The sequence below is a fragment of the Mesorhizobium sp. LNHC229A00 genome, assembly GCF_000502415.1.
Classification (GTDB): domain Bacteria; phylum Pseudomonadota; class Alphaproteobacteria; order Rhizobiales; family Rhizobiaceae; genus Mesorhizobium.
Window position 1 is genome coordinate 14264 of sequence record NZ_AYWQ01000027.1, and the last position, 26079, is coordinate 40342.

Consider the following 26079-nt stretch of genomic DNA (forward strand, 5'->3'; position numbering starts at 1 on the left):
TATTAAGGATAAAAAGTATCCCTATTCCACCGCGGTGTAAACAGAGACGGATTCTGGCGGGGAGCCATGATCCGCTGTAGCCCGGGCCTGTCGGCGCATGCGCTCAGGCTCCGGAATGCGGATCGATACCGTAGGGATGGACGGGGTGGCCGGGTCCGATGGCATCGCGCACGCGGTCCGTCCATGCGGCGAACGCCGGATAGTCAGGCAGCGAAAAGCCGCAATCGCCGGCGCGGTGGTTATAGGCATAGACGGCGACGTCGGCGATGGTGAAGTCGCTGCCGGCGATGAACGGCGTCTCGCCAAGGCTGCGGTCCAGGGTGGCGAGCGTGCGGGCTCGGCTTCGCGTTTTCCGGCAACCATGGCCTGGTTGCGCTCGAGCCGTCCGGTCAAGGTCCAGAAGCGCAGCGAGCCGATGATGGGCTCGACATTGTGTTGTTCGAAGAACAGCCATTGCATGAGCTTGGCACGCCGATAGCGGTCCGACGGCAGGAAGGGCGTGCCTTCGGCGAGGTAAGTGAGGATCGCATTGGATTCGGCAATTGCGCTGCCGTCTTGGAGTTGAAGTACGGGAACAGCGCCTGCCGGGTTGAGCGCCTGGAAGGCGTCGGTATGGCTCTCGCCCTCGAAAATCGAGACGGGGTGGCTGTCGTGGGGAATCTCAAGCAATCCGAGCAGGACCCGGACTTTCCAGCCGTTCCGCGATGGCGGATAATCGTAAAGCGTGAGCATGACCGGTCTTCGTGATGGATCACCGATCGCATGGCGCGGCGCCTGCCGACACCCCCACGCAACTCATGCAACCGATCGCACAATGACTGCGGTCTCCGCCGCCTAATAAATCAATTCCGTCCGTGCCATCTTCGCTTCGATGGTCGACATCCACAAAGGCATGACAGATGAGCATCCATTCCGGCAAAGTCGCCCTCGTCACAGGCGCCAATCGCGGAATCGGTCAGGAAACCGGCCGTCAATTAGCCAAGCTCGGCTTTACCGTACTGCTCGGCGTGCGCGATGTCGCCAAAGGCGAGGCGGCGGCCAAGGCGCTCGATGGCCATGTCGAGGTCATCGCGCTCGATGTCGCCGCGCCTGACGCGGCTCGGACGGCAGCCGAAGGGGTCCAGCGGCGGTTCGGCCGGCTCGACGTGCTGATCAACAATGCCGCCGTCCATTACGACACCGGCTCGCGCGCCTCGCGGCCCGACTGGACCGTCATCCGCGAGGCGTTCGAGACCAACGCCTTCGGCGCCTGGCGGGCGGCCGCCGCCTTCGCGCCGCTGCTCGGGGCGGGCGGCCACGGCCGACTGGTCAATGTGTCGTCCGAAGGCGGTTCGCTGGCCTCGATGGGGCCGGGGGCGCCGGCCTATTCGACCTCGAAGGCGACGCTCAACGCATTGACGCGCGTGCTGGCGGCGGAGCTGCGCGGCTCCGGCGTGCTGGTCAATGCCGTCTGCCCGGGCTGGGTCGCCACCGACATGGGCGGACCGGGCGGACGCCCGGTCGCGCAAGGAGCGGCCGGCATCGTCTGGGCCGCGACCTTGCCGGACGACGGCCCGACCGGTGGCTTTTTTCGCGATGGCAAGAGATTGCCGTGGTGACGGCAGGACTGCCATGGTGATGGCGGGATTGCCATGGTGATGGCGGGACTGCCATGGTGATGGCGGTCGTTGAACAGGAGGTGAAGATGAGGATTGGAATTCCGGCGCCGTTTGGCATTGCCTAACGGCGTTCAGCATCTGAATCGGGAAGTTCTGCCAACTGCTTGTTTTCGCATCAATCTCGCCGGCTAACCGTGCATCATCTCTTCCATACGCAGCGCGCCAGCACGTGGCCCGGCTGCAGACCATGGAAAGCGACCGATGGAAGCAGGGGGGCTTCCAGCATCTGGGCGAGAAGTAAGCTATCGGCACGAGAGCGGCGAGGGGCGGACCGCTCGCGCAATTGCCCGCAGGAAAAAGCCGCCCTTTTTCATGTCGGGTCTTCAAGGGGGATGATTGCTCGTCACTGGTTGAGGTCGACCGGTGTCACACCGAGGAGCTTCAGGGCGTTGGCGTAGGTCCGGATGCCTTGCGCCTGCTTGCTCTCGGCACAGAACCGGTTCGCCTTGTCCTGCAGTGCCGTTGCCTGCGCGATCTGGCTCGCACTGGCACCGGGTTCGGCCTTGGTCCGGATGGCGCCGTCGAGTTGAAGACCGAGCCGGCTGCAATATTCGCTTCGGGTGACCGCCGCCTCCGCACCCGACTGTGCGACCGCGAGCATGGCCAGCGAAATGCCTGCGAGCGCACTCATCCATCCGGTCGAATGTCGTTGCATCGCGGGCAGCATCCCTTGCATTGGTGGCGACCGCTGTCCGGTTGCCACGAGCATGTTATGCCCGACGATGTTTTCCTCAGTTTTTCCCGGATGTTGAATCTTGTTTCTGGAGTGTTTCTGGCGGTCGGGATCACACCTCGTCGGCGTCGAACAACAGCATCGTCAGATCGTCGTCGCCCGGAGCCAGTATCCGCCGGTCGGCGGCGCAGGCGACGCCGACTTCCGAGGCGAAGGCGGTGCGGATGTCGTCGAGGCTGTCGAAATACAATGTTCCCACCAGATAAGGCATCTCGCCCGCCGACAGCTTGACGATGGGTCGCCTGCTGACATCGTAGCGCCGCAGCCCGGGAAGCTTCTTGGCAAGCGGTATATGAACGTCGAAATAGTGCCGGTCGAACGCGGCCGGATCGGCCGGGGTTTTGTAGATCACGAGCATCTTGGCCATTGCCATGGTCCTGTCCTGTTGATGTCGATGGTCAGCCTGTAAAGGCCGCCAAACCGAAGTCGTTCGACAATCGCGGATTTCGACGGCCGTCGATTTTTATGTGCGCCGGCAGGCAGGAGCAGCCATGCAAACAGCCGATCCCCCCGGCCGAGGAGATCGGCGCCTCGTGCTCCGCCAAGGCATCCGCGGCGCTTCTGCCTCTTCCCCTGGCATCTTCATTCGCGTAAGGGCGCGGGCAAATCCTCCAATCTCCTTCGAGCCTCCCCCGGACCACCATGATCAGACTTGAAAACATCGGCAAGCAGAACGGCCGTCAGCTTGTCTTCATCGAGGCGTCGGCCACGCTGCAGAAGGGCGAGAAGATCGGCCTCGTCGGGCCGAACGGCGCCGGCAAGACGACCTTGTTTCGCATGATCACGGGCCAGGAGCAGCCTGACGAGGGCCAGGTGCAGGTCGATCGTGGCGTCACCATCGGCTATTTCAGCCAGGATGTCGGCGACATGGCGGGCCACAGCGCGGTCGCGGAAGTGATGAACGGTGCTGGGCCGGTGAGCGAGGTGGCGGCCGAAATGGCGCAACTCGAGGCTGCGATGGCCGACCCCGACCAGGCCGACCGGATGGATGAGATCATCGAAAAGTATGGCGAGGCGCAGCATCGCTTCGAGGAACTCGACGGCTATGCGCTGGACGGCCGCGCGCGCGAAGTGCTTGATGGTCTGGGCTTCAGCCAGGAGATGATGGACGGCGATGTCGGCAAGCTCTCGGGCGGCTGGAAGATGCGCGTGGCGCTGGCCCGCATCCTGCTGATGCGGCCAGACGCCATGCTGCTCGACGAACCGTCGAACCATCTCGACCTTGAGAGCCTGATCTGGCTTGAGCAGTTCCTGAAAGGCTATGACGGCGCGCTGCTGATGACCTCGCACGACCGCGAGTTCATGAACCGCATCGTCAACAAGATCGTCGAGATCGATGCGGGATCGCTCACCGCCTATTCCGGCAATTACGAATTCTACCAGCAGCAGCGGGCGATCGCCGACAAGCAGCAGCAGGCGCAGTTCGAGCGTCAGCAGGCGATGCTGGCCAAGGAGATCGCCTTCATCGAGCGCTTCAAGGCGCGTGCCTCGCATGCCGCGCAGGTGCAGAGCCGGGTGAAGAAGCTAGACAAAATCGACCGCGTCGAGCCGCCAAAGCGCCGCCAGGTGGTGAATTTCGAGTTCCAGCCGGCGCCGCGCTGCGGCGAGGACGTCGTCACCTTGAAGAACGTGCACAAGGCCTATGGAAGCCGCACCATCTATGAAGGGCTCGACTTCCAGGTCCGCCGCCGCGAGCGCTGGTGCATCATGGGCGGCAATGGCGCGGGGAAATCGACGCTGCTGAAGCTGGTGGCCGGCGCTTCCGATCCCGATACCGGCACGGTGGCGCGGGGACCGAGTGTGAAAATGGGCTATTTCGCCCAGCACGCCATGGAGTTGCTCGAAGGCGAGCGCACCGTGTTCCAGACGCTGGAGGATAATTTTCCGCAGGCCGGCCAGGCGCCGCTTCGGGCACTTGCCGGCTGTTTCGGCTTTTCCGGCGACGAGATCGAGAAGAAATGCCGGGTGCTGTCAGGCGGCGAGAAGGCAAGGCTGGTGATGGCGCTGATGCTGTTCGATCCGCCCAACCTTCTGGTGCTGGACGAACCGACCAACCATCTGGACATCACAACCAAGCAGATGCTGATCGAGGCGTTGTCGCAGTATGAGGGCACGATGCTGTTCGTCTCGCACGACCGGCATTTCCTGGCCGCGCTGTCGAACCGCGTGCTCGAACTGACGCCGGAAGGCATCCACACCTATGGTGGCGGCTATACGGAATATGTCGAGCGCACTGGACAGGAAGCACCCGGGCTGAGGAGCTGATTTCCAGTTCAACATGTGTGCCGGAGCGCGTCGCACGGTCATGGCGACGCGCTTCATGCCACGAGGCTTATCTCAGCGAGATGGCGAGCCCGCTCAGATCGGCGTTGACCTGCAGGCCCACCTGTCGGCCCGTGAGTTCAAGCTGGGCGCCCTTGTCGTTGGTCATCACGATCACCTGGGCGCCTTTGCCGAGCGTGCCGCCGCCGCCGGCGGCGCCGTATACGCCAGTCACGTCCCGGACGCGCTTGATGTGGCGCACGGTGCCCTGGAAATAGGTCTTGGAGACCCCGAAGGCGAGGCCGCCCGAGACGCCGCCGATCGAGATCGGGTATTTGCGACCATGGAAAGTCAGCGTGCCCTCGCCACCTGAGCCGCCGACAAAGAAGGCCGCCTTGTAGACGGAGAAGCGGATTTTACCGCTGTCGGCATGCGCGGCGCTGGCCAGGCTGACGCCCGCAGCGGCGATCGCGGCAACGGCGATTGAACGAAATCCGGACGAAATGGTCATGATGGGAACTCCTGAAGATGGCCGCCTTGCCCGCCGGCAAGAATGTCGGGGTCGTATCAAGTTACAACTGAACAGTCTCGCCCATCATTGGTTCCAAGCCGCGGTCCAAATCCTGGCGATGGGCGGGCCGCCCCGAAACGAGGCCGGCTCTGGTCGCAACGGTCGTCTTGTGAGATGACGGCGTCCGTGTACTCTCCACGGTGGTTGGCAAGGGGATTCTGGATGAAAATTGCCGTGGGGCTTGCAATGTCCGCATTGGCGGCGACGATGACCGGATGCGCGACCTCTCCGGTCGACTACGGAGCCTCGCTTTCGCAGCAGGACCAGAAATGGGCAACGCCGCAATGCCAGCAAGCTCGAGCGGCGGCCTCGGACTACGCGGTCCGCGAAAAAACGCATCCGGGTTGGGAATTCGTCGCACTTGGCCCGTATGGCTTGGGGATCATAGCGGCCACCAAGGAGCACGAGCAGAAGCAGCGAAAGCTGCTCGCACGCGACGTCCATCTGCAATGTTCGAGCCTTCCCTTGCCCAAGGAATTGCAGGGCGATCTCGGCGCTGCTGGCCCCGGTAAGGCCAGATATCCATAGACGGGAATGCGGCGCGAGCGCGATCCCTCGCCGGAAAATCTTTACAGTTTTGCTAGAGTTGTTGCTTTACCGCAGCAATCCCTCCGCCTCGAACGTGTCCCAGCCCTCGAGCGTTGGCGAATCGTCTTTTCTCGAATTCCTGGTCCTGCGGGCGTTGCCCGTCCGCTTGCCTGCTCGCGTCAGTGCGGCCTTGCCGGCTCCGCGCCGCCTGTTTTCGGATGTTTCCCTCGCGTCCTCTTCCCGCCAGGCGGTCGCCAAGTCACGATCAAGAGCGTCCTCGATGTGGCGTGGATCGAAGACATGGAAGGTCACGGCCTTGGATCGCCCGCGCATCTTCACGGTGCGCGTGCCGATGCTTTTCAGGCGACCATCCCTGAGCCACTTGTGCCGCTCGCGCGACGAGATGGTAAGAATGTCCTCCGCTTCTCGCGGAAGCACGGCCAGCGCTTCGATCCCTTCCAGCGTCCTGGAGATGGTCGCCGAGGCGGCCCGGAACGCATCCGCGTCGGCTTGCGGCATGCGCAAGACGATGCGGCCGGTCTCGGCCTTGGCAAATTTCCTCGCTGTCCAGGGCAGCCTGGCTCGTACTTCGCGTTCGATCCCTTTCAGGCGCAAGGAGGAGCCAAGCGTCGCCGATGGCGGCAGCGGCCATTCGGCAACCATTGACGCGGCGCTCGCGCCTTGCTCGGCCGTCCGATCAGGGGTGGTCGCGATCGCCGCTGCGATGCCACCTAGGATCTTCCGCAGGGAACCGCGCTGCTTGGCTGCAGGTTTCATGTCTCATCTTCGCTCGTCAGGTGCCTGCCGTGCAACGATCGTTCGCACAACAGACAACCGAAATCAGGCTCGATCAGTTCCCCCTAGCAGGGGACCTGGCGGGTGTTCGGATTCATAGGCGGGGCACTTTGATTCGCTGCCCGATGGACACGCTTCATTCGGGTTCGCCAAACCACCGCGCCGCGGCCTTGGCAACTCCCTCGAGGTCTGGATCAGCGTCGGTGGCCCAGGCGACGAAGCCATCGGGGCGCACGAGCAGGGCAGTCAAGCCCAGCCGCTCCCCGGCATTGCCGGCAACATAGGTAATCCGGTTCCTCCAGCGGCTGGCAAGCGCCTGAAGCGGGGCATGGCCGTCGAAGTCCAGAAGGAAGCCGCGCCCGGACCTCAGAAGCTCGCCGAGCCTTGTCCCGTCGGCCAGTTCGAAGTCGGGCGCGCTACGGCCGACCAGGGGATGGGCGCTGCCGAGTTCGTAGCGCAGGGACACGCCCCAGACGCGCCCGGCGAAGTATGTCGCGCCGTCGCGCGTGCCGATGAGGTCGCGAATGATGGCTTCGAGTGCGCGCGCGCCGCGGCTCGGCCGCATCAACGCGACCTGGGCGCGCGACCAGTCGAGAACCTGCGCGCCGACGGGGTGCCGCTCGTTGAAATAGCTGTCGAGCAGGCCCGCCGGCGCGTCGCCGCGGATGGTCGCGGCAAGCTTCCAGCCAAGGTTCATCGCGTCGCCAAGTCCAAGGCTGTGCCCCTGGCCGCCGAGCGGGGAATGGATGTGCGCGGCATCACCGGCGAGCAGCACGCGGCCCCTGCGGTAGGCCGTCGCCTGGTGGGCGCGGTCCGTCCAGGTGGTGGCAAGCCGGAGTTCCGTCAGGGTGACATCCGTGCCTGAAACGCGGCGCAACACCGCCTGCACGTGCTCTGGTGTGACCGGCCGGGTGCGATGGAAAGCGCCGCCGTCGAACTCGACCATCGCGATCGTGCCCGGCCGCGCGTAAGTATACATGCCCGTCGCCGTGTAGCGGCGGCCCACTTGAAGTTTGTCGGGATCGGCCAACTCGACCTCGACGGAATAGCCGGTGAATTCGGGATCGGTGCCGGCGAATTCGAAGCCGCCGGCCTTGCGAACCGCGCTGCGGCCGCCATCGCAGGCGACGAGCCAGCGCGCGCGAAACGTCTCGCCGCCGGCGCGGATGGTCACGTCCTCATCCGACTGCTTGACGTCCTCGACGCGGAGGCCGCGCCTGATCTCGGCGCCGATCGCGCTTGCCCGCGCGGCCAGAAGGTTTCGATGGCCTCCATGTCGGACGCCATGTGGGTGCCGGCCGCGTCCGGCAGCCGATAAGGCCATTTCGAGCTGTCGACGGTGTCGAGGTAGAACTGGATGCCGGCGAAATGGCCGCCGGGCCGGCGCGCCTGCTGCATCCAGTGCGCGGCATCCGCAACGCCGCTGCCCGCCTGTTGCGGCGCGGCGATGTCGCCGAGCAGGCCGCGACGGTGAAAAGCTTCGATGGTGGGCGCTGAAAGACCGCGCATGCCGAAGGGCAGCCGCTTGAGAGGCGAGCTGGGATGCTCGGCCTGCTCCAGCACCAGCACGGCGAGGCCCGCCAAGCGCAGCTCACAGGCGAGAAACAGGCCGACGGGGCCGGCACCGGCAATCACGACATCATATGAATTGGGGTTGTGCATGAACTACTCCTTGGTCGATGTTCGACCGGAGCGTTCCTCGCGTTGAGACCCACACGGACGAACGATTGGGCGCTTGAGCAGCGTCCGATGTTCGTCGCGGGGATCTCGTGCACGAAGCCAAAGACCAGAACTTTCCCGGCGAAAGGAATTCGCTGGCGAAAGGAGTTGGGCTTACCAAACCAACTCTGCCTTTTCCGACACGGGCTGTATAAGGGGGTGGCGACTGATGCGCAACAGAGTGCACGAGTACGGTTTTGAACAATAATGGCCAGGCGTTTTGCGTTTCTCCTCGTTCGCGACTTCACGCTGTCGCCGCTGTCGCTGTTCATCGACACGCTGCGGCTGGCGGGCGATGAGGGCGACCGCAGCCGCAGGATAGAGTTCGACTGGGAGATCGTCGGCGAACGCGGCCTGCCGATCCGGGCAAGTTGCGGCGTCGAATTGCTGCCGACCGGGGGGATCGGAAACCCCGAGGATTTCGACAACGTGGTCGTGGTCGGCGGGCTGCTCGACACCAACCGCAGCCTGAGTTCCGAGAAGGAGGCGTTCCTTTTGCGTGCCGCGGGCAAGGGCGTGCCGCTGACGGCGCTCTGCACGGGAAGCTTCGTGCTGGCGCGCTATGGGTTGCTCGATGGCTACAGCGCCGCCGTCAGCTGGTTCCACATCAAGGATTTCCGCAGCCGGTTCCCGGAGGTCAACGCCCATGCCGACAGCCTTTTTACCGTCGACCGGGGCCGCGCGACATGCGCGGGCGGCACGGGTGCCGCCGACCTCGCGGGCCATTTCGTGTCCCAGTTCATCGGCCAGAAGGCGGCGGAGAAGGCCGCCAAGATCCTGGTGCTCGACCGGATCAGGAGCAGCCGCGACGTGCAGCCCGTCGGCGACCTGTTTCCGGCGGCGTCGAGCCGGGCGGTGAAGCGGGCCTTGCTGTTGATGGAGAGCAACCTGCAGGAGACGCTGTCGGTGGCCGAGATCGCAAGCCGCCTGAACTGCTCGCGGCGCCAGCTCGAACGGCTCTTCGGGTTGGAACTGGGCATCGGCCCGATGGCGGCATATCTGGCGCTCAGGGTGCATAATGCGAAGTCGCTGCTGGAAGGCAGCGACTTGCAGATCGGCGATATCGCCTACCGCTGCGGCTTCACCAATGCCGGCCATTTCAGCCGTGTGTTCCGCCAGCAGACCGGCATCACGCCAACCCACCTCAGGCATCCGAACCGGGCAGTGGCGGCGGGAGGATAATGGTAGGCGACGGCCTTGGTCGTGTCGCATACCCCGCCTGGCCGATTGCGTCGGTGCGGAAGCTGGCCATAGCATTGCGACGAGCGGTGGTGCCGCCGCTGCCTTGACGGTCAAATTCGCCAGCGAGAGCCATGCCGCATTATCCCGACGCCATGCCTGGATCAAAGAGCCTCTTCGAGCGCGCCAAGAAAGTGATGCCGGGCGGCAATACGCGCACCACTGTCTTTCTCGATCCGTTTCCGATTTATGCCGCGCGAGGCGAGGGGTGCAGGGTCTGGGATGTCGACGGCAACGTCTACTATGACTGCATCAACAATTTCACCGCGATGATCCATGGCTACACGCATCCCGATGTCGCTGCCGCCGTGGTCGAGCAACTGCCGTTCGGCACGGCCTTCGGCGCCCCGACGCTCAGCGAGATCGAGCTTGCCGAGCTTCTCGTCCACCGGCTGCCCTCGGTCGACCGGATCCGCTTCACCAACTCCGGCACGGAGGCGGTGATGATGGCCATCAAGGCCGCGCGCGCCTTCACCGGGCGGCCGAAGATCGTCAAGATCGAAGGCGCCTACCACGGGTCTTATGATTTCGCCGAGGTGAGCCTGGACAGTTCCCCGGCCAATTGGGGCGACATGCCAAGATCGACGCCTTACGCAAAGGGAACGCCGCGCGGGGTGCTGGACGATGTGATTGCCGTGCCCTTCAACGATATCGAGGCGCTTCGCGCCGTCTTCGCCGCTCAGAGCGACAGCATAGCAGGCGTGCTGATCGATCCGATGCCCAATCGAGCCGGCCTCATCCCTGCACGCCAGGACTATCTGCGCGCAATGGTCGAGATCGCCCGCGCGGCCGGGACCCTGGTCATCTTCGACGAAGTCATCTCGTTTCGCCTTGGCTGGTCGGGCGCGCAGGGGTTGTGGGGCATCGAGCCCGACCTGACCGCGCTCGGAAAGATTATCGGCGGCGGCTTCCCTGTGGGCGCCGTTGGCGGGCGCGCCGATGTAATGGCGGTGTTCGATCCGACCAGGGGCAAGCCCGCTCTTCCCCATGGCGGCACGTTCACCGCCAATCCGGTGACCATGCGGGCCGGGCTCGCCTCGATGCGGGCGCTGACGAAGGAGAGCTTTGCCCATCTCGATACGCTGGGCGCATTCCTGCGCGAAGGGATCTCCGCCTCGTTCGACAGGCATGGCCTTGCCGGCCAATGCGTGGGCCTCGGTTCGCTGTTCAAGGTTCATTTCACCTCGCATCCGGTTACGGACTATAGATCCGTCTATACGGGGCAGGCCGAGCAAAGGAGGGTCGATACGTTCCACAAGGGCTTGCTCGGCCGCGGGGTCCTGTCCGCCAGCTACGGCCTGTTCGCGCTCTCGACGCCAATGACACAAGCGGACGCGCGCAGCATTCTGCATGCGATCGACGAGACCCTGGGCGAGATCGCCGCGCATCGAGGATCAGGATGACGTGCCGTCGATTCACCTCCCTATCCCTTTGTCGAAGCATGATCTCTGGACAAACGGAAACCGTTAGTCCGAGAAAACCGGTTCCCACTTCTCGGATCATGCCTGAAAGCAGGTGACCCTATATGACAGCTTCCCCTCATGTCGCGGTGATCGGTGCGGGCACGCTCGGCCTATGCACGGCGCTCAACCTCCTCGAACAGGGCGCGCGCGTGACGGTGCTGGAAGCGCAGTCGATCGCTTCGGGCTCGAGCGGCAGGTCGGTCGGGGTTGTCGGGTCGCAATTTACCGATCCGTTCGAGATCATGCTTCGCGTTCATTCGTTCCGCCGGTTTCGCCAGTGGGAGGGGCAGGGGCTTCAATTCAACCCCATCGGCTATCTTCGGCTCGCGCGCACGCCCGCGCAGATGGAGCTGTTCGCGAAATCAGTCGAGATTCAGGCCGGGGCCGGCCTGATGTCGCGCCTGATCCATGCGAACGAACTCAGGGACCTTGTTCCCCATCTCAGTCCCGACGGGCTGGAAGGGGGTTTGTTCGGACCCGACAACGGCTTTCTCGATCCATATGACATGTGCAATTTCGTGGCGCGGATCGTCCGTGAAAAGGGCGGCGACATCCGCCAGTACCGCAAGGTGCTTGGGGTGGGAAGGCGGCCGGGCGGCTACAGGCTGGAGACCAATGGCGATCCGCTCGAATGCGATGCCATGGTCAACGCAGGCGGCGCCTGGGCGCCGGGGGTCGCCGAACTCTTCGGCCAGCGCCTGCACATATGGCCTGAGCGCCATGAGGCGGTCGTCATCCATCTGGACAGGCCGCTCGACTATACGATGCCGATGGTCATGGACCTCGTGGACGGCGAGGGCAGCGGCCTTAACTTCCGCCACGACAAGCCAGGCGAGCTGATTGCCGAGATCCACAAGGTGACGTCCGTCGCTCCCGAGGATCCGGACAATTACAACGATCAGTGCGAGGAGCAATCGAAGGTCCAGCTGGCCGAACTGCTGCTGGAACGGGTGCCCGATCTGCCGGGCGCGCGGCTTGGCCGTGGCTGGGCCGGCCTTTATCCTGTCACGGCCGATCATCGACCGCTTGTCGGACCGATCGATGCGTCGGAACCGGCATTGGTCACCGCCGCCGGCGCCGGCGGCTATGGCATCCAGCTGGCGCCGGTGATCGGGCAGATCGCGGCGGACTGGGTTCTTCAAGGCGCGCCGGCTTCAGTGCCCGGCGCCGAGAGCCTTGCACCCACGGCCGAGCGCGACATCCGCAAAGTCGATCACTGACTGGTGCGAGTTGAAGCCAGACCGGGCGCTGCCGGAATTGCGCACAACAAGCATCTAGAGCCCCCGATGGGGATCCGCAGACCCCACGCCTTCAGGCGGCTGGGATCTGGGCTGGCGCGCGAGACGGCACGGGTGCGTCAAATGGTGGCTGAACCGCACCAGGCGGCCGCCACCTTCAGGAAATCCGCTTGCCGGCCGCGTCCAGCAGCACGCAGTCGTCCGGGGCGAAACCCAGTTCGATCGTCTCGCCTTCGCCAAGCACACGGCCACTGATCGGTGTATTGGCGCGGAGGGTCTTGCCGCCGATGTCAATCTCGTAGATTGCGCTGCCGCCCAGATAGGAGGCCGAGATCACGCGGCCGGACAGCCGGTTGGCGCTCGTTCCAGCACCGACCGAAAATTTCTGCGGCCGCGCCACGACGGTGACCCTGCTGCCGTCGGCAAGCGGCCTTGGACAGGCCACGCTGACCGTCTGGCCGGTGCCAAGCACCACCATTGCAGTTCCTTGGCCGGACCTGCTCACGGCTCCTGCAAGCATGTTGGCCTTGCCGAGGAAGTCGGCGACGAAGGCTGTCGCCGGCGTCTCATAGACCTCCTCCGGAGTGCCGATCTGCTCCACCGCGCCCGCGTTCATCACCACGATGCGATCCGACATGGAAAGGGCTTCTTCCTGGTCGTGCGTGACGAAGATGGCGGTGATGCCGGTTTCCTTCTGGATCTTCTTGATCTCGACGCGCATCTCCTCGCGCATGTTGGCGTCCAGCGCCGACAACGGCTCATCCAGCAGCAGCACCCGCGGCTCGAAGACGATGGCGCGGGCAAGCGCGATGCGCTGCTGCTGCCCGCCCGACAGTTGCGACGGCAGCTTCTTCTCGCTGCCCGGCAGCCGCACCATATCGAGCGCCTTGCCGACCTTGCGCACGATCTCGGGCTTCGGCACGTTGCGGTACTTCAGGCCGAAGGCGACGTTGTCGAACACGTTCTTGTGCGGGAACAGCGCGTAGCTCTGGAAGACCAGGCCGATGTTGCGCTTGTAGATCGGCACGTCGTCGACGCGCCGCCCATCGATCATGATCTGGCCGCCCGAAATGTCGACCAGGCCGGCGATGGAGCGCAGGATCGTGGTCTTGCCGCAACCCGAGGGCCCGAGCAGGGTGACGAAGCTGCCCTTGCGGATCGAAAGCGAGAAATCGCGCACCGCGACGAACTTGCCGTAGGCGATGTCGATGTCGCGGAACTCGACCGCCGGGCTGTTCGCCCCGGCGGACGCGCTCGCGCCGGCTGCCCCGGCCTGGAGAGGCCGGGGATGGAGTGTCGTGTCCTGGCTGTCAGGCACCCTTCGAGATCCTGTTCCACTGCTTGGTCCAGGCGTCCTCGTTGGTCGCCCAGTAGGTTGGATCGGCAAAGGTCAGCGACTTCATCGTGCCCGTCTTGTCGAACGCCGGCAGCTTCTCGATTTTCTCGGTCAGCTTGACCTTGTTCGGATCGAGCGACGGCGGATAGCTCTGGCCCTCGGCCACCGCGATCGAGGTCGCCGGGTGGAGCATGAAGTTGATGAGTTCCTCGCACTCGGCCATGGGCGAGCCCTTGAGGATCAGCATGTCCTCCATCCAGGCATAGGAGCCAGCCGGGTCGAGATAGCCGATCGGATGGCCCTGGTCCTGCAGCGCCGCGACGCGGCCCGACCAGGCATCGGTCACCACGATCTCACCCTTGGAAAGCAGGTCCATCAGCTCCGCGCCGGAACTCCAGAACTTCTTGGCGAGGTCACGCGTTTCGCGCACCTTGGCCCAGATGGCGTCCATGTCCTTCAGGTTGTTAGGGTCCTGCCCGGTGGCGAGCGCCGCGTACCAGACGCGCGTCGTCATGTCGGAATAGCCGCCGACCTTGCCGGCATATTTCTTGTCGAGCAGGAGCCCGGCGCCCTTTTCCTTGGCTTCCTCCGGCGAGATCACCTTGGTGTTGTAGGCGATGCCCGTCGTGCCGTAATCGTAGGGCACGGCCGATAGCTTCGGCGTCAGCTTGCGGAACGGCTCGATCATCGGCTGCAGCACGTTCGCCATGTTGGGAATGTTGGCCTCGTTGATTTCCGAGGTCAGGCCGGCGTTCACATATTTGATGTAGTAGTTGACGCCGGAGGAATGGATGACCTGATAGTCGCCGGGCTTGGCGGTCTTGATCTTGGTGATGATCTCGTCCTCGTCGCCGAACGTGCCCTGGACCACCTTGATCTTGGTCTTGGTCGTGTAGGGCTGGAAGGCGAACTTGTCGATCGCGTCCTGCACCGTGCCGCCCCAACCGTCGAAGCGAACCTCCTGCACCGCGGCGAGCGCCCGGCCCATCCAGGGCATGGAAAGGCCCGCCGATGCTGCCGCGGCGGCGGTCAGCGTCAGGAACGCGCGGCGGCTCAGGTCGCCATTGGCGTATCGATCGTGCAGCCGTTCCAGCCGCTTGGTGGTGGTGAGTTTCATTGTAGTTCCTCCTTTGGTTCGCCACGTCTTCTCAGTTTTGTCAGGCTTTGCAGGACCAGGCCGCCGATCAGCGGGATGCCGACGGTCACCAGGATCATCACGGTGCCGAGCGCGTTGATCTCCGGACTGATCGAAATCTTGAGCATGGAAAGGATCTGGGTCGGCATGGTCTCGACGCCGGCCGGCCGCCAGAACAGGCTGGCCGAGGTGTTGTCGAACGAGATGGTGAAGGCGAGCAGGGCACCGCCGACCACGGCCGGGATGAGCAGCGGCAGCGTGATCTCGCGGAAGGACGAGAAGCGCGAGGCGCCCAGCGACAATGCCGCCTCCTCGTAGACGCGCCGGATCCCGATCATGCGCGCCTGGGCGATCAGCACCACATAGGGCACGGCAAGCAGGATGTGGCCGAGCACCAGGAGCAGCATGGTCCTAGGCTGGTCGACGGCCTTGATCAGCACCAGCAGGCCGACGCCGAGGATGGTTTCAGGCACCAATGCCGGCAGGATCACCAGCGTGCTCAGCGCCTGCTTGCCGCGAAATTCGAAGCGGACCAGGGCAAACGCCGTGGTGACGCCGATGGCGGTGGTGACGATCGCGGTGACCAATGCGATCCACAAGGATGTTCGAAAGGCAGCCAGCACCGCCTCGTTGGCCATCAGCTTGCCGTACCATTGCAGGCTGAAGCCGGTCATCGGGAAGCCGCCGAACATCGAGGCGTTGAACGACAGGACCACTGTCGCCACGATTGGCGCGAACATGAAGATGTAGACGCAGACCGTGACGAAGCCGGTCAGCCGCCAGGCCCATCTGCCTTCCTGCCTGCGCCGTGTTCCTCTCATCCTCCAAATCCCGTCATCCACCAAGCCCTTTGACGATCTGCGACATGCCCATGTAGCGTGTGTAGACGGCGGCGAAGAAGCCGAGCACGATGAACAGCACGATCGAAAGCGTGGCGCCCATAGGCCAGTTCAGCTCGCCCATGATGGTGTCGTAGATCAGGTTGCCAAACAGCGCGTCACGACCCGAACCGAGAAGCTGCGGCGTGACATAGCTGCCGGCGGCCAGCACGAAACAGAGCAGCAGGCCCGCCGCCAGGCCGGGCAGCGACAGCGGCAGCGTGACCTCGCGGAACGCCTGCGCGCTTGTGCAGCCCATCGAGCGGGCCGCCGAAATCAACGTGCGATCAATGCTCTCCAGGCTGACATAGACGTTGAGGATCATGTAGGGCAGCAGGAAGTGCAGCATGCCGAGGATGACCGCGCCTTCATTGTAGAGCATCTGCAGCGGCTCATGGATGATGCCCATCTTGAGCAGCGCGACGTTGATGACGCCTTGTTCGCCCAGGATATTGATCCATGAGAAGGTGCGGATGGTGAAGCTGATCCAGAACGGCACGATCAGCAAAAGCAGCAGCAGCCATTTGTGCTTGAAGGTCGTCGCCCAGATGAAATAGGCGGGGAAGTAGCCGAGGACGCCGCACAGAAGCGCCGTCATGGCTCCGACCCTCAAGGTCTTCAGAAGGAAGCCGTGATAGTAGCTGTCGGTGAAGAATTCGTGCCAGTTCGCGGTCGTCAACGCGCTCGTTTCCACGCCGGCGGTGACAAAGGTGAAGAAGGTATAACCGGCCATCACCGCGATCGGCAGCACCAGGAAAAAGATCAGCAGCAAGAGTACCGGCGCGACGAGCATCCAGGCCAGCCGTGGATCATACAATGTCCATCGTCGTTTCATGAGCACCCGGACGTCCACGCCTTCTTTGAAGCGTCTGTTTTGTTCCCGGGCCAAGATTGAGGGATCGGAGGCGCGATGTCCACAGTCGGCGATTGAGCCAGCGGAGTTCAGCGCCTCGCCGGCTGCGAGAGATGCCGAATTTGTCGGCGGACGGGATCGCCACGCAACCCCGCTCGACCACACGTCGAGGACGGCTGGCCGGCGTAGACTCAGCCTTTCGAAATACCGCGCGCGATCAGCCGGGCCAGGCGCTCGGAAAACGCCGTGGCGTCGGCCGGCTTGTCCCCGTCGAGGACGCGCGCTTCATCATAGAGGAGATGGGCGGCATCGTCCTTGAAGGCCTGTTCATCGTCGCCGAGACTGGCGAGCGCCAGGACGCGCTCGTGGCGGGGGTTGATCTCGAGGATAGGTTTGGCCGTCTTGTCGAGGCGGCCGGCGGCGTTGAGCAGCCGCTCGAACTGGCGGTCGGGACCGTGTTCGGGCGCCACCAGGCAGACCGCGCTTTCGGTCAGGCGGTCGGAAGGCTTCACATCCGACACGGCATCGCCAAGCGCCGCCTTGACGAAGGCCAGGAAGCCATCGACCTCGGGCGTCGCCGCCGCATCCGGCTTGTTCGCCTCGTCGAGCAGCGGGATTTCGGAAAGTTCGGCCACGCCCTGCGTCACCGACTTGAACGGCTTGCCGTCGAATTCGGGCGCCATCGACGTCCAGAAACTGTCGACCGGGTCGGTGAGCAGCAAGACCTCGATGCCGCGTGCCTTGAAACCTTCGAGCTGCGGCGAGGCTTCGAGCCGTGCACGGTCGTCGCCGGCCATGAAGAAGATCGCCTTCTGGCCTTCCTTCATCGCCGAGACGTAGTCGGCAAGGCCGCGCCAGCCTTCGCCGGAGGCGGTTGAGCGGAAGCGGGCGAGCTTCAAGAGCTGATCGCGCCGCTCATGGTCCTCGTAGAGCCCTTCCTTGAGGACGACGCCGAAGTCTTCCCAGATTTTCGCATAGGACTCGGTCTCGTTCTCCGCCAGCTTGGCGAGATCGCCAAGTACGCGGTTGGTCAGGCCCTTGCGGATCGCGGCAAGCAGCGGGCTTTCCTGGATCATCTCGCGCGAGACGTTGAGCGGCAGGTCGGCGGAATCGACCAGCCCGCGCATGAAGCGCAGGTAGCGCGGCAACAAATCGGCATCGTCGGTGATGAAGACGCGGCGCACATAGAGCTTCATGCGGCCCTTGCGGTCCTGGTCGAACAGATCGAACGGACGCGAGCCGGGCACGAAGGCCAGCACGCTATATTCCTGCCGGCCTTCGGCTCGGAAATGGATGGTGGCGGCCGGCTCGTCATACTGACCGGAGACGCCGCGGTAAAAATCGGTGTATTCCTCGGGCTTGATCTCGCTTTTCGGCCTAACCCAAAGAGCCGTGCCATCGGCAATGTCGCGCGCCTCGGCACCGGGTTTCTCGATGAGCGTGATTGGCACCGGCACATGGCCCGACCGCGACTTGGCCAGTTGCTCAAGCCGATAGGATCCGGTGTAGGACGCGGCGTCGTCCATCAGATGCAGCACGACGCGGGTGCCGCGTTTGGGTGCTGCTTCGAGCGGGGCGGGCGCGATCTCGTAGGAACCCTTGCCGTCGGACGACCAGCGCCAGGCTTCTTCGCTTCCCGCCAGGCGGCTGATGACGTCGACGTGGGTCGCGACCATGAAGGCGGAGTAGAAGCCGACGCCGAACTGGCCGATGAGCTGCGTGTCCTCGCTCGTATTGCCAGCCCCGACGCGCTCGATGAAAGCGCGCGTGCCCGAGCGCGCGATCGTGCCCAGCGCCTCCGTCATGTCGTCGCGGCTCATGCCGATGCCGTTGTCCTCGACGGTGATCTGCTTGTTGTCGGGATCGGCCGAGATCGAAATGCGCGGCTTGGGGTCATCGCCCAGCAATTCGGGGCGGCTGACGGCCTCGAAGCGCAGCTTCTCACAGGCGTCGGCGGCGTTGGAAATCAGTTCGCGCAGGAAGACGTCCCTATCGGAATAGACCGAATGCACCATCATGTGCAGCAGCCGCGAAACATCCGCCTCGAATGCCTTGGTTTCCGTTGCTTTCGTATCCGTCGTCATCTCAAGTTCCCACTGTTCATCCGCCCGCCGCGCCGGGGTGCGTGCGGGGATTATCCTTTCAACAATTTTGAATGGCGCTGGCAACTGTGTTCAGCAAGCCCAGCGTGATGACGATATGGTGGCGGGTGCGAAGGCGACAAGAGGGGGCCAATCACGGATCTCGGCGCCGCCCCTCATCGCCCTGCCGGGCACTTCTCGACGTATAGTAACGGGGAGAAGGGGCTGGCCGCATGGCCGACGCCTTCTAGGCAACATTGGCGATTGGCGAAAGTGGCGAAGCGCGCCCCTCTCCTCGTCACTATGCGGGGAGAGGATGCCGGCAGGCAGGTGAGGGGCGGCGCCGACGTTCCATCTTGAGTTCTTACTTCCCCGCCATCTTGTCCGCCAGCGCTTGCGCCTGGGCAAGCAGCGCCGGGTAGGCGGCGTCTTTAGCCAATTGTGCCCCCATGCAGGCGCGGAAGTCGCTGTCGCCTTTTGCCCAGGCGGCGTCGGCGGCATCGGATGTACTTTCGTCGCTGTCGTCGGTTGCCTGCTTGACCAGTTTCTGCGCGGCGGCGTCGGCTGCGGTCCAGACCGCGTCGCAGGCCGCGATCCTTGGGACGGGCGGTGTCGCGGGCGCCTCGGCGATCATGACACTGTTGCCCTTGACCAGCGTGACGACGATTTCCTGGTCGTAGTTGGGTCCCACATCCTGTGCCCAGCCGCCGAGGCGGGCGATCGCCATGTCGGCGCCATCGGGCGTCTTCAGCGTGAAGTCGAGCGTGCCGGTGAAAGCGGCGTCGCTGCCGATGGCCTGGGTGTAGAACGCATCGAGCTTCAGCGCCGCGTCGAAGCTGGTGGGCAATTTGAGATCGGCGTCCGTCTCGGCCGCGCGCGATTGCAGCCAGCGCTCGACCAGCCCGCGTGTCGACGCCACGATGCTGGGACCATCCTCGGTGCCGTGACGCAGCCCGTCCAGCATGCCGAAGCCGACATCGGAGGAACTGAGGCTTTCGATATTGATCCTGCCGGCCGCCGGAAAACCCTTGACCGTGAAAGGTCCAAGAAGCGTCGAAAGGCGCTGTTCGAGATCGGCGCGGGCCTTCTCATTGGCCGCATCGAGCGTTTCCACGGGAGCGTTCGCGCTTTCCATCGCGGCGATGGCCGCGATCGCCTTGTCGCGCGCGGCGATGTAGTCGTCCTCCGGCGAAGCCGCATACACCGCACCGCTCGCCAGCGCGAACACCAAAGTCCAGACCAGACGCATCGTGAAAACCTCCGTTTTACAAGCTCTTCGCGTGGCTTGGTGGCGATTGTGCGGCGGTGAAGTCATGGCGAGGCGTCGCGGATATCGGGGCACCAGGACAGCCCTGGCACGGTCGCAACCCCTGATAATGAAACCTTCCGATACCCAGGCATGAAACCTTCCGATACCCAGGCCGTTATGGCCGTTGTGGCAGACATCAAACCCAAACAGAGGCCGGCCGGCGGCGCCAAGCCAAACGGTGCCAGGAAGCCCCGCCGGGAGAAGGTACCCGATGTCGAGGCCGCATCCGAGGTCGTCGGCGAGGCGGCGCCGCCGCCTGCGGCGGTGCAACCCGATCCGCAGCTGAGCCCCGAACAGGCCGAACAGGCGCGCAAGAAATACCTGCTGAAGCGCTTCTGGATCAGCGCGCGCGGCTATTGGAGCCGGCGCGGCGACAAGCTCGCCTGGCCGTGCACGATCGCGCTCCTGATCCTGATCTGCGTCAATGTCGGCTTCCAGTACGGCATCAATGTCTGGAACCGCTCGATCTTCGACGCCATCGAACAGCGCAATGCGCCGTCCGTCTATTTCCTGAGCGCCGTGTTCGTGCCGCTGGTGCTTGGAAGCGCCAGCCTCGTCGTTGCGCAGGTCTATCTGCGCATGACGATCCAGCGCCGCTGGCGCTCCTGGCTCACCACATCCGTCATCGGCCGCTGGCTCACCAACGGCCGCTACTACCAGCTCAATCTCGTCAGCGGCGATCACCAGAACCCGGAAGCCCGCATCGCCGACGATTTGCGGATCGCTACCGAATCACCTGTCGATTTCGTCTCCGGCGTTCTCAACGCCTTCCTGGCGGCCTCGACCTTCATCGTCGTCTTGTGGACCATCGGCGGCGCGCTCACACTGCCGATCGCCGGTTCGACAGTGACCATTCCAGGCTTCCTCGTCATCACCGCGGTCATCTATGCCGGCATCACCTCCACCTCGATGGTGGTCATCGGCCGGCATTTCGTCGAACTCTCCGAGCAGAAGAACCAGGCGGAAGCGGAATTTCGCTACACGCTGACGCGCGTGCGCGAAAACGGCGAGAGCATCGCCCTGCTCGGCGGCGAGGAGGAGGAGCGCAGCGGCATCGACAGGACCTTCGCCGGCGTGCTGGGGAAGTGGGCGATGCTTGCGGGCCAGCACATGCGCACGGCGCTGGTATCGCAGGGATCAAGCCTGTTCGCGCCCGTGGTGCCGGTGCTTTTATGCGCGCCAAAATTCCTCGACGGCTCGATGTCGCTCGGGCAGGTCATGCAGGCGGCATCCGCCTTTGCCATCGTGCAGGGCGCGTTCGGATGGCTGGTCGACAACTACCCGCGCCTGGCCGACTGGAACGCCTCGGCACGGCGCATCGCCTCGCTGATGATGTCGCTGGACGGGCTCGAGCGCGCGGAAGAGAGCGACGCGCTCGGACGCATCAATCGCGGCGAGACCAAGGACGACACGATGCTCAGCCTCAACAATCTGTCGGTGTCGCTCGATGACGGCACCGCCGTGGTCAAGGAAACCGAAGTGGTGATCCAGCCGGGCGAGCGGCTGCTGGTGGCCGGCGAATCCGGTTCGGGCAAGAGTACGCTGGTGCGGGCGATAGCGGGCCTGTGGCCGTGGGGCGGCGGCAGCGTCGATTTCCACCCGGGCAAGCGCATGTTCATGCTGCCGCAGCGCCCCTACATCCCCTCGGGCACGCTGCGCCGGGCCGCTGCCTATCCAGGCGCCGCCGAGGATTGGGCGATCCCGCAGATCAGGGCTGCCCTCGACAAGGTGGGGCTCGGTCATCTCGGCGACCGGATCGACGAAGACGCGCCGTGGGACCAGACCCTGTCGGGCGGCGAGAAGCAGCGGCTGGCCTTTGCGCGGCTGCTCCTGCACGCGCCCGATATCATCGTGCTGGACGAGGCGACGGCGGCACTCGACGAGAAGAGCCAGGACAGGATGATGGAGACCATCATCCACGAATTGCCTAATGTGACCATCTTGAGCGTGGCGCACCGCGCCGAGCTGGAGGCCTTCCACAGCCGCAAGATCACGCTCGAGCGGCGCAAGGGCGGCGCCAAGCTGGTCAGCGATATCGACCTCGCCCCGCGCAAACGCAGGGGCTTGCTCGGCCGCGCCTTGTGGGGTTCCGGCACTTCCGCCGAAAAGCGCGGCACCACCCGTAAAAAGAGTTGATGGCGCTCAGGCGAGTTCTGATTTCAGCTCGAGGGATGGTCTTCCATCAGCCGTGCAATTCCTCTCGATGCGCCTTGGCGAGGTCGGCCATGCTGTCGAAGCGGAAGTCCACCTTCGGCATCTCGCCGGGATGCATCGTGGCGCCGAAACCCTGATCGGCGTGCCGGCGGTGGATCCAGCACGATTTAAGGCCCAGGCGGTTGGTCACGGCATGATCATGGAACAGGCTTTCGGCAGTGTGAAGGACTTGCCTGTCGCCAATCCCGAGCGTCGCCAGTTTTTCCAGCATATAGTCGAAATTCCGAGGCGACGGCTTGTAGGAGCCGATGTCCTCCGCCGTGTAGATCGCATCGAAATCGACGCCAAGTTTCCTGTTGCTGAAGGAGAAGCTCGTATTGTCGACGTTGGAGAGGATGACGAGCTTGTAGTGCTGCTTGAGGTATTGCAGGGCGGCGGCGGTATCGGCAAAGGCCGGCCAGTCCTTGACGCTTTGGCCATAGGCGATGCATTCCTCCGGCGTGGTCACGACGCTCCATTCCTCGGCGAGCCGCTTGTAGACGACAGCCAGAAGGTCGCTGTAGCGTTTTTGCGGCGTCCAGTTCTGCTGGCTGGACTCGTGCCTGGCATGCGCCTGCAGGATCTCGTCGCGGCTAAGGCCGCTGCCAACTCGCCCGGTCAGCGGCTTCAGGGCGTCGATCATGCCGGATTCCCAGTCGATCAGCGTGCCGTAGCAGTCGAAGGTCAGGGCCTTGAAATCAGTCAGCTTCATGGTTCACTCCCTTGAGGTGGATAATTGGCTGGGGTTTGCGTGGATCGGCGAGCAATCGGCCGGCTGCCCGGCGGGCGCAGACCTGCCTCGCCCTTCGATGCGGTGCCGCGCGAGGATGTCAGCCAGACGCCGAACAGCGTCACCGCGAGGCCGAGCACCATCGCCGCCGAAAGCGGCTCGCCGAAGAGCAGCCAGGCCCAGAGCATCGTCACCGGCGGGCTGAGATAGATCACGCTGCTGACCTGCGCGGCGCTATGGAGGCGCAGGCTCGCATAATAGACGCCGTAGCAGAAGAAGGTCGAAAACAGCACCAGCCAGGCGATACCGAACTCGAACCGGCCATCAAGGGGCGGCATCAGCCCGCTCTTCCATTCGGCGCAAGCGGCAAAAAGCAGCGCCGCCGTCAGGCATTGGATGCACAGGCTCTGGTGGATGGGCATGTTGATCGTCCCCATCCGCTTCTGCAGCACGGTCGCCAGCGCGAAGACCATCATGGAAGCGATCGTCACCATGTACGCCCAGGCCGGCGCGGTGCCGAGACTGAGGCTGTTCAGCGAGACGATCAGCACGCCAAACACGCCGAGCGCCGTTCCGGTCCATTGCCTCGATGTCAGCCGGTGGCCGAGAACGGGCTGCGACAGCGCCGCGATGGCGAGGGGAACGAGGTCCGAGATCAGGGCGACAAGGCCGGTCGGAACGCGCTGGCCGATGGCAAGCGCAAAGCCGCCGAGATAGAGGAACATCATCGCCACGCCGAACGCCATCTGCTGGATCAGCGCCCGGACGCCGATGCGCGGCCCGACCAAGAGCGCGAAGGGCAGAAGGACCAGCCCTGACATCAAGGTTCGCCAGAACAGCACCAGCATGACGTCGGCGCTCTCGCTGGCGTAACGGATGCCGACAAAGCCCGAACTCCAGCTTACGACCAGCGCTGCCGCCAGAAGCGGCCAGGCCAGGCGACGGGACCGAGGTTTCGGGAGCGTCATGCGGTCTCTTCGTCGAAGCGGGTTTGCCAGCGGATCAGGGCCGATCTCGGATGCGGGATTTATGGCGACGCGCAAGCGCCTTTGCACATGACAAATTTCGATGTAACCATGAAATTGGAGCGAGATGCGGCATATCTGATTGACCGCAATTGACCGCAAAGCCCGTTCTCCGCCGAGACCTTGGAGCACAGCTTGCGTTTCAAACGAGGATTGTCATGGCTGGAGTGATGAGCCGCCGCCTGGATGTCGATGCCTTGCGCGCGTTGGTGGCGATCGAGAAACATGGCGGCGTTACCCGGGCGGCCGAGATGCTGGGCCTGTCGCAATCGGCCGTCAGCCACAAGATCAGGCGGCTTGAAGCGAGCCTCGACTGCGAAATCCTCAGCCGCAAGGCGAATGCGCCGATGTTCACCAGTTCAGGGCAGGATCTGCTGGGCTATGCCAGGCGTATCCTGGGCATCCACGACGAGGCGATCCTGAGCCTGTCGAAAAGCACGCTGCAAGGCAAGATCGCATTGGGGATGACCGAGGACACGACCTGCACGGACCTTTCGCGCATCCTTGGCCGGTTTCGCCGGCTGTACCCCGAGGTGAGCGTCCGCACGCAAGTGCGCATGAGCCTTGCCCTGCAGAAGCTGTTGGGCGAGGGCGCGCTCGACGCCGCCATCATCCAGGTGTTCCAGCACGACGTCCGCCCCACCGATGTCCTGCTGTTCCGCGAGACCCTGCATTGGGTGAAGTCGCCCGAACTGACCCTGGCGAAAGGCGACCCGGTGCCGTTCCTGTCCTTCGACGAGAACTGTTTCTATCGCCGTTGGGGCCTCGATCTCGGCCAGGACGAGGGAACGGTGTTCGAGATCGTGTTCGAATGTTCGAGCGCCGCCGGCATTATCGCCGGCGTGACCTCCGGCCTCGGCGTCGCGCTGCTCAGCCAGCGCCACCTGCGGCCCGGCATGGAGATCGTCGACAAGTCGTTCCCCAAGCCTCCGGACCTCGCCTACGTCATTCGCCGCGCCCGCAACGTCCGCAATCCCGCGCTGGAGACGCTGGTGCGGGAGATAGAGGCTGAGGTGAGGCGCCACGGGACGCTGCAGATCGCGGTGTGAGGAGACGTGATTAGCGCTTGCGCCCATGCGCTCGGTCGATGATATCCCGCGCTCGAGCCTCTCGCCTCATTTTCGGAGTATCTTCTCCATCGCTTTCCCCTTCGCAAGCTCGTCGATCAGCTTGTCGAGGTAGCGAATTTCTTTCATCAGTGGATCCTCAATATCTTCCACGCGGACGCCGCAGACCACCCCTGTAATCAAATTCCGCAAAGGATTCAGTCGAGGGGCCTGACCGAAGAAATCCTCGAAGCTGGTTTTCTTCTCCAGTTCGGCGTCGAGTTCCTTCTCGGTGTAGCCCGTCAGCCAGCGGATGATCTCATCGACCTCGGCTCTGGTGCGTCCTTTCCTTTGCGCCTTGGCGACATAGTGCGGATAGAGGCTAGCAAAGCTTGTGGAATAGATTCGATGCTCCGTCATGACGTGCCCTTACCGGTGGCGCCTATCGCCCGAACCCAACTTTGCCTTTAATGCGCCTGTCCAGCCAGCCACTAAGCAATATGGAGCCACAGGGAGCGCGCGGACATGGCAACTTTTGCACCAAAAGAAGTTCGGCGGCTTCCGCCTCCAAAGTCTGCCATGCGGGGCATCGATGATGGCGCAAACGAAGCCAGGTTCACACTTGATTTTCGGGACGCATCTCTCATTGAAACTCATCAATGCTCAGCCAATCCAAACTCCTCATTTGAACCACGCCCGCTTACGCCTGGCGGCGGTTATAACTTCGACAGGTGCGAGGCGATGGGGACGCGAAGCGACGCCATGAGGTGGCTTATGGCTTTCAATTGCAGTATGCCGTTGGGTAAGGATTGGAGCTGCCTTGATGTCACAGACCGATGAAGGGCTGATAAGCGCTGCCGTTGAACGCTATATCCTAGCCATGTCAGTTGCTGACGAGGAAGGGCTGCGATCTATCTTCCATCCCTCTGCATCGGTGATCGGCAATTATCAAAACGCGGTCGAATGGCTATCCGTGGATGCCTATGTAGGCGAGGTACTGGGTGCGGGCCTGCCGCCGAATCACGGCCCAAGCTGGACGATCAGCTTAATCGACGTCACCAACGACGCAGGCATCGTCAAGATCGAGAACGAGTTCGGGAGCATGAAGTTCACCGATTATCTTTCCCTGCTCAAGATCTCCGGAGAGTGGAAGATCGTCAGCAAGCTCTATCACCTTCATCAATAGGGATGATCCGTATCGACGATCGCAGTTGAACGGCAGACGGGCGTCTGAAGGCCTTCGCTTTTTACGGCTTTGCGCGGTGGTGGCGCGCACCCTGGCAAGAG

The 26079-nt window shown here is 63.7% G+C and carries 24 protein-coding genes and 2 pseudogenes; 9 read left to right on the plus strand and 17 right to left on the minus strand.

The genetic code is table 11. The features are described 5' to 3' along the window. Nucleotides 1-103: 103 nt before the first annotated feature. Nucleotides 104-732: pseudogene (locus X742_RS02440) on the minus strand (glutathione S-transferase family protein). 167 nt (nucleotides 733-899) lie between these two features. Here X742_RS02440 and X742_RS142400 point away from each other — a divergent pair. After that, complete coding sequence (locus X742_RS142400; protein ID WP_023775078.1) at nucleotides 900-1598, plus strand: SDR family NAD(P)-dependent oxidoreductase; 699 nt, start codon at nucleotides 900-902, stop codon at nucleotides 1596-1598. 403 nt (nucleotides 1599-2001) lie between these two features. Here X742_RS142400 and X742_RS142395 read toward each other — a convergent pair whose 3' ends face one another. Both X742_RS142395 and X742_RS142390 read right to left on the minus strand, forming a co-directional pair. After that, on the minus strand, nucleotides 2002-2289 hold the full coding sequence (locus X742_RS142395) for a hypothetical protein (RefSeq protein ID WP_023775079.1): 288 nt from the start codon (nucleotides 2287-2289) through the stop codon (nucleotides 2002-2004). 154 nt (nucleotides 2290-2443) lie between these two features. Continuing rightward, the gene (locus X742_RS142390; RefSeq protein ID WP_023775080.1) at nucleotides 2444-2758 is read right to left on the minus strand and encodes an EthD family reductase; all 315 of its coding nucleotides are present in this window, start codon (nucleotides 2756-2758) and stop codon (nucleotides 2444-2446) included. A 275-nt stretch (nucleotides 2759-3033) separates the two neighbouring features. Between X742_RS142390 and X742_RS142385 the strand changes: the two genes are divergently transcribed. Then, on the plus strand, nucleotides 3034-4656 hold the full coding sequence (locus tag X742_RS142385; RefSeq protein WP_023775081.1) for an ABC-F family ATP-binding cassette domain-containing protein: 1623 nt from the start codon (nucleotides 3034-3036) through the stop codon (nucleotides 4654-4656). Nucleotides 4657-4723: 67 nt separating this feature from the next. On the opposite strand, the gene X742_RS142380 is transcribed toward X742_RS142385, so the two are convergent. Next, nucleotides 4724-5164, minus strand: coding sequence for a hypothetical protein (locus X742_RS142380; RefSeq protein ID WP_023775082.1), 441 nt, complete (start codon nucleotides 5162-5164; stop codon nucleotides 4724-4726). Nucleotides 5165-5386: 222 nt separating this feature from the next. Between X742_RS142380 and X742_RS142375 the strand changes: the two genes are divergently transcribed. Next, the gene (locus X742_RS142375) at nucleotides 5387-5752 is read left to right on the plus strand and encodes a hypothetical protein (protein ID WP_031248614.1); all 366 of its coding nucleotides are present in this window, start codon (nucleotides 5387-5389) and stop codon (nucleotides 5750-5752) included. Nucleotides 5753-5818: 66 nt separating this feature from the next. Here the strand turns inward: X742_RS142375 and X742_RS142370 are convergent, their stop codons facing one another. The 4 genes and pseudogenes from X742_RS142370 to X742_RS1000000176820 all read right to left on the minus strand — a co-directional run bounded on the left by X742_RS142370 (nucleotide 5819) and on the right by X742_RS1000000176820 (nucleotide 8209). Further along, nucleotides 5819-6529 carry a hypothetical protein gene (locus X742_RS142370; RefSeq protein ID WP_023775084.1) on the minus strand — a complete coding sequence of 237 codons (711 nt, stop codon included), beginning with the start codon at nucleotides 6527-6529 and terminating at the stop codon, nucleotides 5819-5821. Nucleotides 6530-6683: 154 nt separating this feature from the next. Continuing rightward, a complete protein-coding gene (locus X742_RS1000000176810) occupies nucleotides 6684-7112 on the minus strand; it encodes a hypothetical protein (protein ID WP_348524195.1) in 429 nt (142 codons plus the stop codon). Between the two features lie 78 nt (nucleotides 7113-7190). After that, nucleotides 7191-7808, minus strand: a pseudogene (locus X742_RS1000000176815) (FAD-dependent monooxygenase); the annotation flags it as partial. Continuing rightward, nucleotides 7718-8209 carry an FAD-dependent monooxygenase gene (locus tag X742_RS1000000176820; protein WP_023775086.1) on the minus strand — a complete coding sequence of 164 codons (492 nt, stop codon included), beginning with the start codon at nucleotides 8207-8209 and terminating at the stop codon, nucleotides 7718-7720. The pseudogene X742_RS1000000176815 and the gene X742_RS1000000176820, both read right to left, overlap by 91 nt. Nucleotides 8210-8473: 264 nt before the next feature. On the opposite strand from X742_RS1000000176820, the gene X742_RS142365 reads away from it, so the two are divergent. The 3 genes from X742_RS142365 to X742_RS142355 all read left to right on the plus strand — a co-directional run bounded on the left by X742_RS142365 (nucleotide 8474) and on the right by X742_RS142355 (nucleotide 12188). Further along, nucleotides 8474-9448, plus strand: coding sequence for a GlxA family transcriptional regulator (locus tag X742_RS142365; RefSeq protein WP_023775087.1), 975 nt, complete (start codon nucleotides 8474-8476; stop codon nucleotides 9446-9448). A 131-nt stretch (nucleotides 9449-9579) separates the two neighbouring features. Next, entirely contained in the window at nucleotides 9580-10908 is a 1329-nt protein-coding gene (locus X742_RS142360) for an aspartate aminotransferase family protein (protein WP_023775088.1), read from the plus strand. 122 nt (nucleotides 10909-11030) lie between these two features. After that, the gene (locus X742_RS142355) at nucleotides 11031-12188 is read left to right on the plus strand and encodes an FAD-dependent oxidoreductase (protein WP_023795610.1); all 1158 of its coding nucleotides are present in this window, start codon (nucleotides 11031-11033) and stop codon (nucleotides 12186-12188) included. A 175-nt stretch (nucleotides 12189-12363) separates the two neighbouring features. Here the strand turns inward: X742_RS142355 and X742_RS142350 are convergent, their stop codons facing one another. From X742_RS142350 to X742_RS142325, 6 genes are all read right to left on the minus strand, one after another. Then, nucleotides 12364-13524, minus strand: a complete 1161-nt coding sequence (locus X742_RS142350; RefSeq protein WP_023775090.1) for an ABC transporter ATP-binding protein — start codon at nucleotides 13522-13524, stop codon at nucleotides 12364-12366. After that, nucleotides 13517-14659, minus strand: a complete 1143-nt coding sequence (locus X742_RS142345) for an ABC transporter substrate-binding protein (RefSeq protein WP_023775091.1) — start codon at nucleotides 14657-14659, stop codon at nucleotides 13517-13519. The genes X742_RS142350 and X742_RS142345 overlap by 8 nt, the downstream gene beginning before the upstream one ends. Then, entirely contained in the window at nucleotides 14656-15498 is an 843-nt protein-coding gene (locus X742_RS142340) for an ABC transporter permease (RefSeq protein ID WP_023775092.1), read from the minus strand. Before X742_RS142340 ends, X742_RS142345 begins: the two co-directional genes overlap by 4 nt. Before the next feature lie 13 nt (nucleotides 15499-15511). Then, nucleotides 15512-16390 (minus strand): ABC transporter permease, encoded by an 879-nt coding sequence (locus tag X742_RS142335; RefSeq protein ID WP_031241430.1) that lies wholly within the window; start codon nucleotides 16388-16390, stop codon nucleotides 15512-15514. A gap of 209 nt (nucleotides 16391-16599) precedes the next feature. Further along, the gene (gene htpG, locus X742_RS142330; protein WP_023775094.1) at nucleotides 16600-18492 is read right to left on the minus strand and encodes a molecular chaperone HtpG; all 1893 of its coding nucleotides are present in this window, start codon (nucleotides 18490-18492) and stop codon (nucleotides 16600-16602) included. A gap of 361 nt (nucleotides 18493-18853) precedes the next feature. Then, nucleotides 18854-19738: a hypothetical protein gene (locus X742_RS142325; protein WP_023775095.1), complete on the minus strand. Its 885-nt coding sequence runs from the start codon at nucleotides 19736-19738 to the stop codon at nucleotides 18854-18856. Nucleotides 19739-19924: 186 nt separating this feature from the next. Here X742_RS142325 and X742_RS142320 point away from each other — a divergent pair, with 186 nt between their 5' ends. Then, nucleotides 19925-21934 (plus strand): ABC transporter ATP-binding protein/permease, encoded by a 2010-nt coding sequence (locus X742_RS142320; RefSeq protein WP_032925068.1) that lies wholly within the window; start codon nucleotides 19925-19927, stop codon nucleotides 21932-21934. Between the two features lie 46 nt (nucleotides 21935-21980). Here the strand turns inward: X742_RS142320 and X742_RS142315 are convergent, their stop codons facing one another. Together X742_RS142315 and X742_RS142310 are read right to left on the minus strand one after the other, a co-directional pair. Then, complete coding sequence (locus tag X742_RS142315; RefSeq protein ID WP_023775097.1) at nucleotides 21981-22703, minus strand: haloacid dehalogenase type II; 723 nt, start codon at nucleotides 22701-22703, stop codon at nucleotides 21981-21983. Then, nucleotides 22700-23689, minus strand: coding sequence for a DMT family transporter (locus tag X742_RS142310; RefSeq protein WP_023775098.1), 990 nt, complete (start codon nucleotides 23687-23689; stop codon nucleotides 22700-22702). The genes X742_RS142315 and X742_RS142310 overlap by 4 nt, the downstream gene beginning before the upstream one ends. A gap of 215 nt (nucleotides 23690-23904) precedes the next feature. Here X742_RS142310 and X742_RS142305 point away from each other — a divergent pair, with 215 nt between their 5' ends. Then, nucleotides 23905-24795, plus strand: coding sequence for a LysR family transcriptional regulator (locus X742_RS142305; RefSeq protein WP_031241435.1), 891 nt, complete (start codon nucleotides 23905-23907; stop codon nucleotides 24793-24795). Nucleotides 24796-24861: 66 nt separating this feature from the next. Here the strand turns inward: X742_RS142305 and X742_RS142300 are convergent, their stop codons facing one another. Further along, entirely contained in the window at nucleotides 24862-25212 is a 351-nt protein-coding gene (locus X742_RS142300) for a DUF2200 domain-containing protein (protein WP_023775100.1), read from the minus strand. Nucleotides 25213-25615: 403 nt separating this feature from the next. Between X742_RS142300 and X742_RS142295 the strand changes: the two genes are divergently transcribed. Then, nucleotides 25616-25978: a nuclear transport factor 2 family protein gene (locus X742_RS142295; protein ID WP_023775101.1), complete on the plus strand. Its 363-nt coding sequence runs from the start codon at nucleotides 25616-25618 to the stop codon at nucleotides 25976-25978. Nucleotides 25979-26079: the final 101 nt, after the last annotated feature.

Excerpts from the sequence above, each read along its gene's own strand:
- X742_RS142325 (WP_023775095.1), bottom strand. The coding sequence starts at position 19,738 with ATGCGTCTGGTCTGGACTTTGGTGTTCGCGCTGGCGAGCGGTGCGGTG.
- htpG (WP_023775094.1), bottom strand. The coding sequence starts at position 18,492 with ATGACGACGGATACGAAAGCAACGGAAACCAAGGCATTCGAGGCGGAT.
- X742_RS142305 (WP_031241435.1), top strand. The coding sequence starts at position 23,905 with ATGGCTGGAGTGATGAGCCGCCGCCTGGATGTCGATGCCTTGCGCGCG.
- X742_RS142355 (WP_023795610.1), top strand. The coding sequence starts at position 11,031 with ATGACAGCTTCCCCTCATGTCGCGGTGATCGGTGCGGGCACGCTCGGC.
- X742_RS142390 (WP_023775080.1), bottom strand. The coding sequence starts at position 2,758 with ATGGCCAAGATGCTCGTGATCTACAAAACCCCGGCCGATCCGGCCGCG.
- X742_RS142375 (WP_031248614.1), top strand. The coding sequence starts at position 5,387 with ATGAAAATTGCCGTGGGGCTTGCAATGTCCGCATTGGCGGCGACGATG.
- X742_RS142395 (WP_023775079.1), bottom strand. The coding sequence starts at position 2,289 with ATGAGTGCGCTCGCAGGCATTTCGCTGGCCATGCTCGCGGTCGCACAG.
- X742_RS142365 (WP_023775087.1), top strand. The coding sequence starts at position 8,474 with ATGGCCAGGCGTTTTGCGTTTCTCCTCGTTCGCGACTTCACGCTGTCG.
- X742_RS1000000176810 (WP_348524195.1), bottom strand. The coding sequence starts at position 7,112 with ATGCGGCCGAGCCGCGGCGCGCGCGCACTCGAAGCCATCATTCGCGAC.
- X742_RS142400 (WP_023775078.1), top strand. The coding sequence starts at position 900 with ATGAGCATCCATTCCGGCAAAGTCGCCCTCGTCACAGGCGCCAATCGC.
- X742_RS142315 (WP_023775097.1), bottom strand. The coding sequence starts at position 22,703 with ATGAAGCTGACTGATTTCAAGGCCCTGACCTTCGACTGCTACGGCACG.
- X742_RS142340 (WP_023775092.1), bottom strand. The coding sequence starts at position 15,498 with ATGAGAGGAACACGGCGCAGGCAGGAAGGCAGATGGGCCTGGCGGCTG.
- X742_RS142385 (WP_023775081.1), top strand. The coding sequence starts at position 3,034 with ATGATCAGACTTGAAAACATCGGCAAGCAGAACGGCCGTCAGCTTGTC.
- X742_RS142300 (WP_023775100.1), bottom strand. The coding sequence starts at position 25,212 with ATGACGGAGCATCGAATCTATTCCACAAGCTTTGCTAGCCTCTATCCG.
- X742_RS142295 (WP_023775101.1), top strand. The coding sequence starts at position 25,616 with ATGTCACAGACCGATGAAGGGCTGATAAGCGCTGCCGTTGAACGCTAT.
- X742_RS142370 (WP_023775084.1), bottom strand. The coding sequence starts at position 6,529 with ATGAAACCTGCAGCCAAGCAGCGCGGTTCCCTGCGGAAGATCCTAGGT.
- X742_RS142380 (WP_023775082.1), bottom strand. The coding sequence starts at position 5,164 with ATGACCATTTCGTCCGGATTTCGTTCAATCGCCGTTGCCGCGATCGCC.
- X742_RS142360 (WP_023775088.1), top strand. The coding sequence starts at position 9,580 with ATGCCGCATTATCCCGACGCCATGCCTGGATCAAAGAGCCTCTTCGAG.
- X742_RS142335 (WP_031241430.1), bottom strand. The coding sequence starts at position 16,390 with ATGAAACGACGATGGACATTGTATGATCCACGGCTGGCCTGGATGCTC.
- X742_RS142345 (WP_023775091.1), bottom strand. The coding sequence starts at position 14,659 with ATGAAACTCACCACCACCAAGCGGCTGGAACGGCTGCACGATCGATAC.
- X742_RS1000000176820 (WP_023775086.1), bottom strand. The coding sequence starts at position 8,209 with ATGCACAACCCCAATTCATATGATGTCGTGATTGCCGGTGCCGGCCCC.
- X742_RS142310 (WP_023775098.1), bottom strand. The coding sequence starts at position 23,689 with ATGACGCTCCCGAAACCTCGGTCCCGTCGCCTGGCCTGGCCGCTTCTG.